Source organism: Candidatus Hydrogenedentota bacterium, from assembly GCA_035450225.1.
Classification (GTDB): Bacteria; Hydrogenedentota; Hydrogenedentia; order Hydrogenedentales; family SLHB01; genus DSVR01.
The window spans coordinates 12,470-27,192 of the sequence record DAOTMJ010000001.1 but is presented as its reverse complement, the minus strand read 5'-3'; the positions used below and the strand labels follow the sequence as shown (position 1 = coordinate 27,192).

The 14,723-nt window shown below is 59.5% G+C and carries 6 protein-coding genes; 4 read left to right on the top strand and 2 right to left on the bottom strand.

What is annotated here, in order from left to right; genetic code table 11:
* The first annotated feature begins 27 nt into the window (after positions 1–27).
* The 4 genes from P5540_00060 to P5540_00045 all read left to right on the top strand — a co-directional run bounded on the left by P5540_00060 (position 28) and on the right by P5540_00045 (position 9,302).
* Positions 28–1,590 carry a protein kinase gene (locus P5540_00060; GenBank protein ID HRT63191.1) on the top strand — a complete coding sequence of 521 codons (1,563 nt, stop codon included), beginning with the start codon at positions 28–30 and terminating at the stop codon, positions 1,588–1,590.
* Between the two features lie 175 nt (positions 1,591–1,765).
* Complete coding sequence (locus tag P5540_00055; protein HRT63190.1) at positions 1,766–2,728, top strand: sugar phosphate nucleotidyltransferase; 963 nt, start codon at positions 1,766–1,768, stop codon at positions 2,726–2,728.
* An 11-nt stretch (positions 2,729–2,739) separates the two neighbouring features.
* On the top strand, positions 2,740–6,069 hold the full coding sequence (locus P5540_00050) for a UTP--glucose-1-phosphate uridylyltransferase (GenBank protein ID HRT63189.1): 3,330 nt from the start codon (positions 2,740–2,742) through the stop codon (positions 6,067–6,069).
* Between the two features lie 146 nt (positions 6,070–6,215).
* Positions 6,216–9,302, top strand: a complete 3,087-nt coding sequence (locus P5540_00045) for a GDSL-type esterase/lipase family protein (protein HRT63188.1) — start codon at positions 6,216–6,218, stop codon at positions 9,300–9,302.
* 200 nt (positions 9,303–9,502) lie between these two features.
* On the opposite strand, the gene P5540_00040 is transcribed toward P5540_00045, so the two are convergent.
* Entirely contained in the window at positions 9,503–14,218 is a 4,716-nt protein-coding gene (locus tag P5540_00040; GenBank protein HRT63187.1) for an immunoglobulin domain-containing protein, read from the bottom strand.
* 18 nt (positions 14,219–14,236) lie between these two features.
* The coding region (locus tag P5540_00035) for a choice-of-anchor D domain-containing protein (protein HRT63186.1) at positions 14,237–14,723 on the bottom strand (487 nt) is incomplete at its 5' end.

Genomic DNA, 14,723 nt, shown 5'->3' with positions numbered 1-14,723 from the left:
GAATTCAATGGTAAAAGAGAGGAACATATGTCGGCACAGCAACCTCCCGAAAAACTGGGCAAGTACAAGATCGTCCGCGAATTGGGCAAGGGCGCGATGGGCGTCGTGTACGAGGGCATAGATCCGATCATCGGGCGGCGCGTCGCCATCAAAACCGCCCGGCGCGATGTCATGGAGGCGAGCGGGCGCGCAGACGAGATGATGCAGCGCTTTCTGCGTGAGGCCCGCGCCGCAGGCATGCTGAACGATCCGGGCATCATCACAATTTACGATGCGGACGAAGAAAACGGCATCGCCTACATTGCGATGGAATTTATTGATTCCGGCAATTTGCAGGACTACCTCGCGCACAGGGGCCGGCCGTCCCCCGAAGAGGCGGTCGAAATCGGCGCGCAAATCTGCAAGGCGCTGGCGCTGGCGCATGCGCAGGGCATCGTCCATCGCGACATCAAACCAGCCAATATCATGATGTTGTCCGACGGAACCGTCAAGATTGCCGACTTCGGCATCGCGCACGTCAGCGACTCGAACCTGACGCAGGAAGGCGCGATGATCGGCACGCCGCATTACATGAGTCCCGAGCAGTTCATGGGACACAAGATTGACGGGCGTTCCGACCTCTTCTCCGTGGCGCTGATCGTTTATGAAATGTTGACCGGCGAAAAGCCGTTCACCGGCGAAGTGCTCAGCACCGTCATGCACAAGGTCATCAAGGTGGATCCCGTCGAACCGAAGGAACTCAACTTCGCCGTCAACGAATGCCTCAGCAAGGTCATCATGAAGGCGTTGAGCAAGAATCCCGCGCAACGTTATCCGACGGGTGTGGCCATGGCCGCCGCATTAATGGAATCTCTCAAGGCTCAGCCCGATCCGGCAATTACGGGCGTCGGCCCGTGCGGACGTTCCGCCGCTTCCACCGACGCCACCGTCATGGCGGGTGAAGCCGACGCAACGGTCGTGTCGAGTCATCTGCCGGATCATGCGGCCACCGTGGCGACCGGCCCGCAACGTTCCGCCGCCGCGACGCCGACCATCGCGCTCGGCGGCCAGCCGTCCGGGCAACCGGCTCAGCCCGCCGCACCGTCCAAACGAAGTCTCACGATACCTGCCGTGGCCGGCGCAGCCGTTCTGGCGATCATTATCGCTGCCGCCGGATTATTCATGTCCGGGCGCGGCGGCAATACGCATGAAACATCGCCGGCGTCAACTCCAACATCTGTCCAACCCGGCATGCAAACGACACCGTCCTCCCTGCCGTCGGCTTCAACAGAGCCGGCGATTGAGAAAATTGACTTTCAGGTCTGGCTGGCCGACACCAAGGAGGCGTTTGACGCCGCCACCGATGGCGATTTCACCCAGTGCAACCCCAACGGCGTGGCGGACATCACGGTGACGGACCGCAAGACAGGCGAGACGCTGGCGGATGAGTCCAAAGTGGACTCCGTGCGGACCCAGTTGGCAAAACCAAGCCCGGCCATTCAGGTCCTTTTCAAGCAGCCCGGGTACATTGAAACCAAACGCGAATATTCAGCCACCAAAGCCAAAGACGTCTGCAAGGATGTTATCGTTTTACGGAAAGAGGGACTCTGATTCAAATTGCAACATGACCCCGCGAATACAGGTCTTGCAATCGGGGCATATTAAGAGACGAAAAAAACGACTAAACAGGATCCGCCCTTTCGATTCATGAGTTTTTTTTCATCTCTGTGAGATATTGCGTTGTGGTTGTTTTATTTGGATCGGCAACGCGGGAGGGAATGGCACGATGCACGTCAGAAAGGCAGTCATCACGGCGGCGGGTCGCGGCGTACGGTTGTATCCCGTGGCTGAAACGGTTCAGAAGGGAATGCTGCCCATTGTGGACCGCGACGGATTGGCAAAACCGGTCATTCAGATCATCGCCGAGGAAGCGCTCGACAGCGGTGTCGAGGAAGTCTGCGTGATCTGCGCTCCGGGCGATGAGTCGCGATATCGCGCCCAACTCCATCTGCTGCGCGATAATCTTCTTCACGCCTACGAAGGCGTGGATTGGGCACGGGAACAGGCGCAACGAATTGATCGCGTGTTGCGCCACCTGCATTTTGCCGTGCAGGAAGAACCGCGCGGTTACGGCCATGCCGTGTATCTTGCGCGCGAATTCGTTGAGGACGAGCCTTTCCTGCTGCTGCTAAGCGATCATCTCTACGTGTCACACATGCCCAGCCGCCGGTGCGCGCAGCAATTGATTGACGTTGCGGTACGCGAGGAATGCGCCGTCGCGGTGGTGCAGGTCACGCGGGAACATCTGGTCGGCCATTACGGAACCTTGAGCGGTAAGCGTGTGCCGGACGCACCGGGTCTGTACCAAATCGAGAAAATCATCGAGAAACCCTCGCTGAGCATGGCTGAATTGCACCTGCAAACGCCGGGATTGCGGGCGGGATTTTATCTCTGCCTGTTCGGCATGCATGTGCTGCCGCCGTCGGTGTTTGACGCGCTCGAGCCGGAAGTGGCGGCCCACAAGAACGGCGATCCGGAGATCCAATTGACGCCGGCTTTACAGGAACTTGCAAAACGCGAACGGTATCTGGCGGTCGAAGTGTCCGGATCCCGCTACGATATAGGATCCCGTTTCGGAATGCTCCAGACGCAACTCGCGATCAGCATGGCCGGTAAGGATCGCGACGAGGTCCTGCGAGTGTTGGTGGACGTGTTGGCCGAAGCCGGCATGCGTCGGCCGGCCGGATGAGGATGTTTTTCGTGAACACACTGATTGAAACCATCACCGCGAAGGGTTCCAAGATACGGAACCGGCCGTTCCGATCGCTGTGCGAGGAACTTTCTCCACAAGAGCTGATGGCGGCCTGCGAGGAACTGGACGCCTTTCGCCGTTCGGCGGACAATCTCTATGAACGGGTTCGGGCGACCATGTTCCTGTATGCGGCCTACCGGTTTTCGTTTCAGGAATCTCCGGCCTTTCCCGATACGGGGACAATTCCCTACGATGGATTTCACGATCTGCTGGGCCGCCGGTTCGAGGAGGCCATAGACTGTTTCCGCGCGGCCATGAAACAACACGGTCCGAACGCGGCGCTTTTCAGCGCTCTCGCCGAGGCCTATCATCACTTGTCGTTTCAAACGCTTTGCGATCAGGTGCGGCGCAGCGTCCGGGCCAGCAGGGGTAACCAGTGGATGTTCCGCGTCGGCCATGCGGACGATCAGCCTATCCGGTTGCGCCGTGAACTGCTCTACCGGCCGAACGGTACGCTTCTTTACCCCATCCTGCGTGAAACGACGCCGGTCCGGCTCGATCTGAGCCATAGCGGGTGGTCGGACATTTTTTTTCTGGGCATGGATTACCCGGAAGGCGCACGGGTGCTCAACATTTCCGTGGATCTGGGGGTCTACGGCCGCGACGACATCATCCAGCCCCCCATCGAAACGTATGTTCGCGCCATTCCGGAACCGGTCCTGCGTCTGACGAGTACCGATCTCGACACCACCAAGGACGTTACGGATCTGCGGGATCTGTTCAATTTCGGCAATGACTACCTCAGCCTCCTCAAAGCCGGGGTCATCGCGTCCGGTTTGATCCCGCCGTCCTTCGAGGGAACGAACCAGTCCATCGAGGCAATTTTGGGCCGCATTGTAGGGCGCGGCATGGGCCTTGAACTCGTCACGAAAGTCAATGACATCCCAAAAGGTTCGCGCCTTGCGGTTTCGACCAATCTTCTTGCCTCCATCATCAGTGTATTGATGCGCGCCACGGGGCAAACCTCCACGCTGGAAGGTCCGCTTACGGAGGAAGAGCGCCGCTTGGCGGCCTCGCGCGCAATCCTCGGCGAATGGCTGGGCGGTTCCGGCGGCGGCTGGCAGGACTCCGGCGGCATTTGGCCGGGGATCAAGGTCATCGAGGGCGCCATCGCCTGCAAGGGCGATCCGGAATACGGGATCAGCAAAGGCTGCCTGTTGCCGCGTCACCGGATATTGGGGGAGGACGATCTCCACCCGGAGATCAAGGAGCGTTTGGCCGCGTCTTTGGTGCTTATTCACGGCGGGATGGCGCAAAACGTCGGCCCCATCCTCGAAATGGTGACCGAAAAATACCTTCTTCGGGCCCAACGTGAATGGGAAGCGCGCCTTTCGATGCGCACCATATTTGACAACATTCTCGGCGCGCTCCAATCGGGCGATATCCGCGAACTCGCCGCCAATACGACCCGAAACTGGGACGTTCCCCTCAAGACTATCATCCCATGGGTTACAAACCGTTTCACTGAAACCGTCATCGCAGAAGCGCGCAACACCCTTGGAGACGATTTTTGGGGATTCCTCATGTTGGGCGGCATGTCGGGCGGCGGCATGGCCATGTTTGTGGAACCGTCCCGGCGCGACGCTTTTCGGGATGAAATTCTCGCCATCATGACCTCCGCCAAACGCACGCTCGAAGATGCGCTGCCCTTTGCCATGGATCCCGTTGTATACAATTTCCGCATCAATGCACAGGGATCGACCTCGTGCCTTCTTCTGGGCGAGGAGGCGGTCATGCCCACGCGCTACTATGCGCTGCAAATCCCGGAACTGGTCCGCCGCAGCGCGGACGATATCGCTTACTTGCGTCGTGTCGAATTGGACCATTTCACGGCGCGTCGCAGTGATGCCGTCGAGACTTACGGGTTGCTTCGAACGTTGACGGCGAATCTTTTCCGGGTCGCCGATCCCGCCACGCAGTCCACGCGACAGGCATGGGACGAAGACGCCGCGCGCATCAAGTCCGAAAACGGCTTCGATTCGATTCAGCACGAAGAGATCCGGGCAGACTTGCGCAGTGGGCGCATCGGACTGGCGCACAACCGGCTTCCCGTGGATACCTCCATTGAGGACGTGCACGACTCCGATGTGATCACCCTGTTCGGCGATCCGGAGCGCCGGCGTATCGGCGAGGAATCCCTCCGCGACGGTCGCGTCGCCGTTTTCTCCCTGGCCGCGGGCGTTGGAAGCCGTTGGACCACCGGCGCGGGCGCCGTGAAAGCCATCAATCCATTCCTCTTTTTGGGAGGAAAACACCGGAGTTTTCTTGAAATTCATGTGGCCAAGACCCGTGTGAGCGCCGAACGGTACGGAACGGCCCCACCACATATCATCTCGACCAGTTACCTGACCCATGGCCCCATCGAGAAACATCTGGAGTTGAACGGCCGTTACGGCTACGAGGGACCGATCGTGCTGAGTCCGGGGCGATCCATCGGGCAGCGCCTGATCCCGATGGTGCGCGATCTCGTTTTTCTGTGGGAAGAAATGCCCCAGGAAATGCTGGATGAACAGAAGCAGAAGGTCCGCGAGGATGCCCGCGCCGCACTCATGGACTGGGCGCGATCCAAGGGCGAAGGAAGCGATTATGTGGACAACGTCGCCATCCAGCGATTCAATCCGCCCGGACATTGGTACGAAATTCCCAACCTCCTGCGCAACGGCGTCCTGGCGAAATTGCTCAGGGAGCATCCGCATCTCGAAACGATCATGCTCCACAACATTGACACCCTGGGGGCCGATCTCGATGCCGAGGCGCTGGGCGCGCATTTGCAGGCAGGCAATGTGCTGACTTTTGAGGTAGTCCCCCGCCGCATAGACGATCGCGGCGGCGGCCTTGCGCGGGTCAATGGCCGTGTGCGCCTGCTCGAAGGGCTTGCCCAGCCGCGCGAGGAGGACGAACTCAAACTGCGGTACTACAATTCGATGACCACATGGATACAAATTGATCCGCTGCTGGCCTTGTTCGGCCTCACGCGGGCCGATCTCGACGGTCCAGCCGATAAAATCACCCACGCCGTCCGCGCCATGGCGCACCGGATGCCGACCTATGTAACCATCAAGGATGTCAAGCGACGATGGGGCCATGGGCAGGAAGACGTGTATCCCGTCGCCCAATTCGAAAAACTCTGGAGCGACATGACGGGCCTTTCCGACATCCGGATAGGCTACCTTGCCGTGCCTCGTCAGCGCGGCCAGCAACTCAAAGACCCGAATCAGCTGGATGCATGGGCCAACGACGGCAGCAAGGAATATGTGGCGAACCTGGCAAATCTCTGACGATCGCCATCCCGTTGTGCAAAAGAAAAGACAAGGAGACTGTTTGGGGATATTGAAAATTGTAAAAATTTTTTCCGCTACCCCCCTTCATTTCCTCATTTCCCTATCATCCACATACACGCGGCAATAAGGAGTGGGCGCCCGGCATGATGACGACATTGCTGATCGGATTTCTGGCAAACGGCGCGACGACACTGCCGGCATATTATGGACATCCGGCCATTGAGGACGCGCATGGCGTCATCGCGCCATGGTATCAAGGGCTGAACGGACAGATTGACTATCGTGTGCGCGTATCCATGGAAACACTCAAACGCTACCCGTGGGTCGGCACGGACAAGGCCGTCATGGCTGCGCCGCATTTCGTATACACCTCGATGTGGAGCATAGACGCGGAAGGGAACATCGGCGCGCCACCGTTGGAAAATTGGATGTGCGGCGACCTTGGCCAGCGGACCGTCAGTTTGATCAACGGCTTTGCGGACTATTATCGCTACGCGGGCGACCCGGCCGCCCTCGGCTTCATCAAGTTGCAGGCCGATTACATTCTCGATTATGCCCAGACGCCATCGGATCATCCGTGGCCGAACTTCCCGATCAGCGTGCCCACAAAGGGCAAGCCCTACGGCCCATGCGATCCAAAGGGATTCATCCAACTCGATCTTTCGGCGGACATCGGCGCGGCCATCCTGCGCGCCTATCGGATACTTGGCGATGCGCGGTACTTCGAGGCTGCAAGGCACTGGGGCGATTTGTTGGCTCAGCACTGCAACCGGACGCCTGGCGAACCGCCGTGGCCGCGTTACGCAAATCCCGAAGAGGTCAATTGGAGCAATGAACTGACCGGCAGCGTAACGTTTATCCTGCGATTCCTGGATTCACTCATTCGGCTCGGCTATCGCGGCACAGACGACGCCATCATGCGGGCGCGCGACGCGGGACACGCTTATCTCAACGACGTCCTATTTCCAAAATGGGCCGCGGTGGACACGTGGGGGCGCTGCTACTGGGACTGGGAATGCCCGGTGATTTCGCTGGTCAACGTGTGGGCGATGCAATATGTGATGGACTATCGCGAAGCGTTTCCCTTGTGGAAGTCCGACGTGCGCAATGTGCTGACGCTGCTCCTGAACCGAACCGGCGTGGATCCCAATTCGGCGGCGGAAGTGTACAGCGGCGCGTGGGCGATGCCCGAATCGCCGAGTTGCTGCGGCACATCCTTGTCCTATGGCCAGCAACTCACGGCAGGCGCGTTGGCGCAATACGCGGCGTTGGCCGACGACGCGTGGGCGCGGGAACTCGCACGGCGCATGGCCATACTCGGATCCTACGATGCGCTCGACAACGGGACGGTCGTTGACGGACTCCTGGGCAATCCGATCGTGGCCGCATCGTGGCTCAATATCATCCACCCGCTCGCGATGCGGACCATGCTGCAAATCATGGCATGGATGCCCGATCTCTTCGGCCCAAACCGCGAAAATCATGTCATGCGGAGTTCGGCGGAGATTGTGGATGCGGCCTATGAGAAGGGCCGTATCGCTTTTACGACATTCGATTCTCCTGAACATACCCTAACCGTTCTCCGGCTGGCTTTTGAACCGTCGCACATCACCGGCGACGGTATTTCCTTGCAAAGGCGTGAAGTTGCCGACGGAAATGGTTTCAGCATGAAGCCGCTTCCCAATGGCGACTACATTGTGACGATTCGCCACGATGGCCTGACGGCGATCGCTGTCGAAGGCGACGATCCAAAGAACGCATCATCCGGTGAAGCGTTCACGCGGACGGGAACATGGGATTCGCATGATGCGAGCGAAACAACAGGGGCTGCGATAACCTGCGCTTTCGACGGCAACCAAGTGCGAGTTATCGGCGACGTCGAACCGGCGGGGGGATTGGCGGACGTTTTTATTGACGGCGAGAAACAGCGGGCCGGCATCGATTGCTGGTGCCCGGTTGGGCGGGACGCGCAAACGCTCTTCGCGCGAAGCGGGCTGAGCGAAGGCAAACACGAACTACGCGTGGTCGTGCGCGGGGAAAAGAATCCGTTGTCGCAAGGGGCAAGAGTGCGTGTTCATCGCGTGGTCTCCTCCGCCGCCACGGGCTCAAGCGGGTTCGGGTCCGGCGAAGGGCCCGTGGATCCGCAACGCATGGTGTTCGGCTATTCGGGACGTGAAGACTTGTGCGACAAGGCCGGGAATGCGTGGCGTCCGGCCACGGAGTGGATTGTCCGCATGAACCAGGGCGCGGATGTCGTCGGTGCGGCGTGGTGGACGGAACCCGTCGCGGAAACCATCGAGGGTACGGACTCGCCCAATCTCTATCGCTACGGGATTCATGCGCCGGAGTTTATCGTGAATGCAACTGTCGCGCCGGGCATGTACCGCGCAACGCTGAAGTTCGCCGCGACGCGCGGATTCGACACGGCGAAGAACCGCGTGTCGGTGTTCGTGAACGGCCAGCCGATGATTGAGAAGATGGATGTGGCGGAGAAGGCCGACGGTCCGAACCGCGTGCTCGACATCGAACTGCGATCGCTCAGACCGCGCAACGGCGCCATCGAATTCAAGTTCGCGGGAGGCGACAAAGAGGCAGGGGTTGCCGGCGAGGCATTCATCCAGGCGCTCGAACTCGTTCGCGCGATGCCTTATGAGAAAGACATACAAGCGTTCGAGGAACAGGACCGGGCCAACCCGCCAGCGCCCGACACCGTGTTCTTCGTCGGCAGTTCAACGATTCGCCTGTGGGACTTGAAACGCTGCTTCCCGGAATTCAAGACGATCAATCGCGGTTTCGGCGGATGCGAATACAGCGACATCGCGTACTATCTCGACCGCATCGTAACACCGCACAAGCCCACGACCGTCGTTCTGTACGCGGGCGACAACGACATCGCGCACGGCAGGCCTGCCACGGTGGTCTTCGACGATTTCAAGGAGGTCGTCGAACATATCCGCCAGTCCTCGCCGGCTTCACGCATCATCGTGCTCGCCGCCAAACCGAGTATCGCCCGTTGGAATCTTTACTCCATGATGAAAGACTTCAACGCCCGCGTGGCCGAATACGCCCAAGGCGATGCCGGCATAGTCCACGTCGAGACCAGCGGGACAATTCTGGGCGCCGACGGCCAGCCCCGGAAAGACATGTTTCAATCCGACGGCCTCCACCTCAACCAAGCCGGTTACGACGCATGGACCGCTCTCGTCAAACCACATTTGACCACTGATTGAAATCGCTCTTGATTCGTCTCGTGCATTACACTTTATTGTTTGTTGAAATGAAGTCAGCCGGCGGGGACATGTTTCTCCGATCAACTGCAATTACGATGACGATTACGAGCACGAGCACGAGAAACGCCGCTGGGACGGTGGAATTTGATGGATTCTCGCCCGCAGAGTTGGTGGATTAGCGTTGATTTATCGAATGCCTGTCAACACGAAAATTTGCGCAGACACGTGAAGCCTGCCAAAAGGCAGCATAACGCAAGAAGCAGGATCCCAGCGAATCCAAACAACGGCAGGCTTTCCAGCGGGTCGCTCACCGTCACGATAAATTCGACGGGACCAGCCGTTTCGGTTTCATCGGCTGCTTCGCATCGGTATGCCCCGGCACTGGAAACGGTTACGGGGGCGATCCAGTATTGCGAACCCGTAACGTCTTTGGCCGGACCGGAAAGGATTTGCCATTGGCCTTCGTTGTTTCGTTTGCTCCATGTATAGAGGGGCGTTCCGAAAATTCCTTCGGCACGGACTTCCAGGAGACATGAGGAGCCGTACTCCGCTTCCACGGCGGTATCGCTTCCGGGCGACAGGGCAAGGGGTTCCGTGTCGAGGGCTATCGTGTCGGCGATCGTTTCGTCCGACACGTTGCCGGCGGCATCGCGCAACTGGGCATAAACCGTCTTCCATGACTGGCCGTCGGGAAGTTCCCACGCCGATGAGACGGAATAGGTGCGCCAATCGGACCATTCCGCCACGCCATTGCCGAATCGCATGGCGTCAAGGGCGCTACCCGTGCCGTCGGCGCCGAGGAAAGTGGCGGTTACCTGCCGGTCGCGCGTGAATACCGCTGCATCGTTCAGGACCAGCATCCCTGTGGGGGGAACACCCATGCCGCCGTCGGCATGGGTGGCGCTGTTGGACGCTCCGATGAGATTGCCGGCCAAATCCCGGACATTGGCGGCCGTAAGCGAGATGGAGCCGCCTTGTCGCATTTCGCCCTCATTCCATCCCGCGACGACAGCCGATGAACCCTCGGTGGTTATGGTATCCGGATGGATGGAGAGGGTGCCCATCCCGTCGCCGGAAACCATGTAGCGGCTTGCATCGCCGAGATCGCCTCCCATCATGGGTTCATTGAACGATAGACGCACGGTAGAGCCCGTCAGGACCTGCACGCTCGTCACGCGGGGCGCCCCGCCAATGCCCGCGCCGGGATCGGTGGCCGTATGGGCCGTGCCGATGGGATTGCCGACAAGGTCCGCAACACCCGAAGCCGTAATGGTGATATCGCCGCCGTCGAGCATTTCACCGGAGGCCCATTGCAGCCGGTACATCCCCATGCCGGTGTCTTCCACGCTATTCGGATGCTCGGCCAGCGTTCCACGGCCTGATCCCGAAAGCGTGTAGTTTTCAGCATTGACCGCATCGCTTCCCATCCACTCGCTGAAAACGACAAGAACCATGCGCAGGTCCATGACCGTCGCATCAGCCAACCCAGGGGGAATGCCAATGCCGCCACCGATGTCCACGGCAAAATTCAACGGACCGATTGGATTACCGGCACGATCATGGACATTCGCCGCAGTCACCGTCACGTCGCCGCCGTCGCGCATTTCACCCGAAGACCATGCCAGCCGGTAATAGGATGCGCCCAAAGCCTCGACGGAAGAAGGGTGCATCGTCAGACTGCCCGCGCCCGGACCGGAAACGGTAAAGTGGTCCACATCGGCTACGCCCGCGCCCATGTCCTCGTTAAAAATTAAGTCAATATGGCTCTCATCCTGCACGTCCACTTCGGCCAGTTCGGGCGCATATCCGATTCCGCCGCCTGGATGTGTTCCCGAATCGGGATCGCCCATGCCGTTTCCCACCAGATCCACAGCGTTTGAGACCGAAATCACAATATCGCCGCCGTCGCGCATTTCTCCGGTGGTCCATTCCAAGCGATATTCGTTGTCGGCAATCCATTGGACGTCGTTCGGGTTGGCGGCCAGCGTGCCTTTTCCCGAACCAGCCAGCGTGTAATTGGATGCAAGGATGGCGCCGCTTCCCATGGTCTCGCTGAATTCAACCAAGATGAATCGTCCGCTTTGGACCATGATGCCGGTCACGGTAGGGGCAACACCCATGCCGCCTTCCGTGTGCGTGGCGCTGTTCGAGGGACCGATCGGGTTGCCGATGAGATCGAATACATCTGTCACAGTGACGGTTACATCATGTCCGGTCCGCATTTCGCCGCCTGCCCATGAAAGCTTGTACACGTTGCCGCCGAGGTCCTCCACCTGATCGGGATGATTTGCAAGCGATCCTTGGCCCAAGCCGGAAAGCGTGTAACGGGCCGGGTCAAGTACGCCCGTTCCCATCGCCTGGTTATATGAGAGATTCATGACAAGGGGCGCTTGCACTTCGAGCGTCCCGACGGAAGGGGCCACAGTGTCTATGGCGATGTTCTTGTTGAATCCAAGCGAATTCGCTTCGCCGGGAATGGGGAGCGCAAGGTCGGCGTCCAGCGTACCCGTGGCGGCGTCGCGAATGCTGCCTCCGTTGAGTTGCAGGGCGTCGCTGCCGGCATAATCAAGGTCTGGCGAACTGTCGCCCGCTTGCACCGTATAACGGAAAACGAGCGTGTTCGTCCCATCGCCGCCGATCATTGCCGCGAGACGATTCACGGCGCCGGTTTCGAGTTCGAGAGTTGGCGATCCCATTACCGCCACAGGAGTCGAGAAAACGACCTGAACGTCAACGACCTCGCCCAGTGGAAAAGTGCCGTTGGGGTGCTGACTCGTTACATTCACGACGGCCGGCGTTGTCACGACTTCGCGCACACGGATGTCGTCGAATACAAACCCGCTGCTCGAGGCGGGCCAATTGTCGTAGTGGTTGAAACGGATCTGGAAATGGTTGTTGTAGGCAAGGCCGTGGGCGGCGGCCGCCGCATCGAGGTCAATGGTGAATTGGGTATACGATCCGGAAATCCCGTCCGCCGTGCGCAATCCCTGTATTTCGTACCACATCAAGCCGTCGGCGCTGATCGCCACCCCGTCGTAGTCCGCACCGTTCAAATACGGAATGGACGGCGGACCGTGATCGTCGTCGAGGAGTTCTTTCATCCAGAAGGAAAGTTCGACATTGGCGCGGCCGGCAAGATCCAATGTCAATGTGACTTCGTTGCGCGACAGGTAACCGGTCAACGCTTCATCAAGCAGCAGGTGATAGGATCCGGCATGGGGATCGTACAGGGAGGTTACGGTGTTGCCGAAATAGGCTGTTCCGCGCGAATCCCAATAGGAAGCCAGGCTGCCGCTCTCAAAATCCTCAAAAAAAGGCAACGTGGCCGGCGTGGCCGTTACGGTATACGTCGAGGTTGTCGGACTGGGATTGAGCGTCGAGCCGGCCTCGTCAACGATGGCGCCCACCGTTGGAGACAGACTGACGTTCAGTGTTCCGCTCGAAAGATTGAGGACGGGGAAGCGCCACATGGTGCGCGGCGTGGAGCCGGTAAATCCGTGCTGGAAGGTGGGCGTCCCCACGACCGCACCGGTGGCCGCAGGGCCGGTAAGAATGAGATCGCCTGCGTCAACTCCATAGACGGGTTCATTGAACGTCACGTCAATGGCGGCATGACTACTGCCGATCGCACCGCCCGAAGCAGGCATTTGCCACATAACGTATGGAGGATTGTCCCAATCGGTATTAAATCCGGCGATACGGCGGCGTGTTTCGTGGCCCATGTAGGTAAAGCTGCCGCCCACGATGATGCCCGCGCTTCGCGACGGCGCCAAAGTAAAGATGTAGTTGCTGCTGCTGGAACTCGGATTCCACGCATCGAGCACAGCGGGATTCGAGCCGTTGGCCGTGTTGAACGCCGCCAAGGCATAGCGTGTCGTGGAGCCACCGACGGCGCTGAAAGTTCCGCCAACAAAAACGCGCGGGCCGCTTACCGCCACCGCCCAGACGGTCGAGTTGATGTTGGGATTCCACGGATCCACCATGGCTGAGGCGCCGCCACCCGCGACATTGAACGCGGCCACGCGGTTGCGGGTAGCTGCTCCGCCGTTGACGGTTGTGAAATCGCCCCCCGCGTACAGGCGTCCGTCCGATATCGCAAGCGTATTGACGGCATCGTCCAAGTTCGGATTCCATGCGGCGTCCACGGTTCCGGGATTCGAGCCGTTGGCCAATTCGAAGGCCGCCAAGTAGTTGCGCACGATGGACGTGTTGGCCTTGGTGAACTCACCCCCGAGGTGCACGCGATCGCCCGCGAAAGCAAAGGCGTTTACGACCGGCCAGTCGCCCATCCATGGATATAGATCCGGATAGGAAAGTCTTGGGTTCCAAGGATCTAGCACGGCGGCGCTGGATCCATCCGCCTTGTTGAAGGCCGCCGCTCCTCTGCGCTGCACGCTCGATGCCGTCACATACTCGAAGGCGCCGCCGACATACACCCGGTTTCCAAAAACGGCTATGGCGTAGACGTTTTTGTCCATGTTGGGATCCCATGCGAAATCCACGCCGGCGGGACTGTTGCCGTCGGCTTCGCTGAACGCCGCAAGGTTGTTGCGAGTGCGCAGTCCTCCCCGGACGGACTTGAAACGTCCGCCCACATATACTTTGCCGTCTGCCACCGCCAGCGCTTCGACGCTGAGGTCTACGGGATCCGCCAAACCGGGATCCCAATTCACGTCCAGTGCGCCCGTGGTCTTGTCAAATGCCGCCAAGGCCGCGCGCACCGTGCCATTGCTGACCGTGGTGAAACTTCCACCCACATACACATGCGTCGTTCCAACCGCGATGGCCTTGACATAATTATTATCAATCCGGGGTATGTTCGCCGGGATATCCGCGTATTCGGTCAGGGCACAAGCCGATTCGCAAACTACGAACAATCCCATCCATAGAATTGCGATTTTTTTGGCAATTGCCATCGCTACATCCTCCGACTTTCAAATCGTGGCTTGCTGCCTCGAATACGGACGGCGTCCCAATGCCAAAAACACCGCCACAGCCGCCAAGATGCCGTAATTGCCCTTGGGTGGAGCAACCGGAGAAACGGTTCCGCCAAAACATCCCGGCGGTGCAATACCAGCGCCCGCAAGGGCGGCCTCCACCGGCGATGCTCCGCCGGTAAAGATCGCCGTGCCCGAATAGGCCTTTGCCTTGGCTGGCCGAAATCGCACCACGATTTCCTTTGTGGCGCCGGCTTGCAGCGAATAGGAAGCGTCCGATGCCAATTCGAAACCTTCGCCCGAAATCGTGGCCGTGCCCGTCAGAGTGCCGGTTCCCGTGTTCTTGACGGTGAACGTGGCTTCGGCCGTTTCGCCCGTTGTGACTTCACCAAAGTCCTTTGAAAGGGGCGTGACCAGAATTTCGGGTATTTCGCCTTCGCCTTCGCCTTCGCCTTCGCCTTCGCCTTCGCCTTCGCCTTCGCCT

What these genes read in the sequence shown, in the direction of transcription:
- P5540_00040 (HRT63187.1), bottom strand. Translation starts at nt 14,218, where the DNA reads ATGGCAATTGCCAAAAAAATCGCAATTCTATGGATGGGATTGTTCGTA.
- P5540_00055 (HRT63190.1), top strand. Translation starts at nt 1,766, where the DNA reads ATGCACGTCAGAAAGGCAGTCATCACGGCGGCGGGTCGCGGCGTACGG.
- P5540_00045 (HRT63188.1), top strand. Translation starts at nt 6,216, where the DNA reads ATGATGACGACATTGCTGATCGGATTTCTGGCAAACGGCGCGACGACA.
- P5540_00060 (HRT63191.1), top strand. Translation starts at nt 28, where the DNA reads ATGTCGGCACAGCAACCTCCCGAAAAACTGGGCAAGTACAAGATCGTC.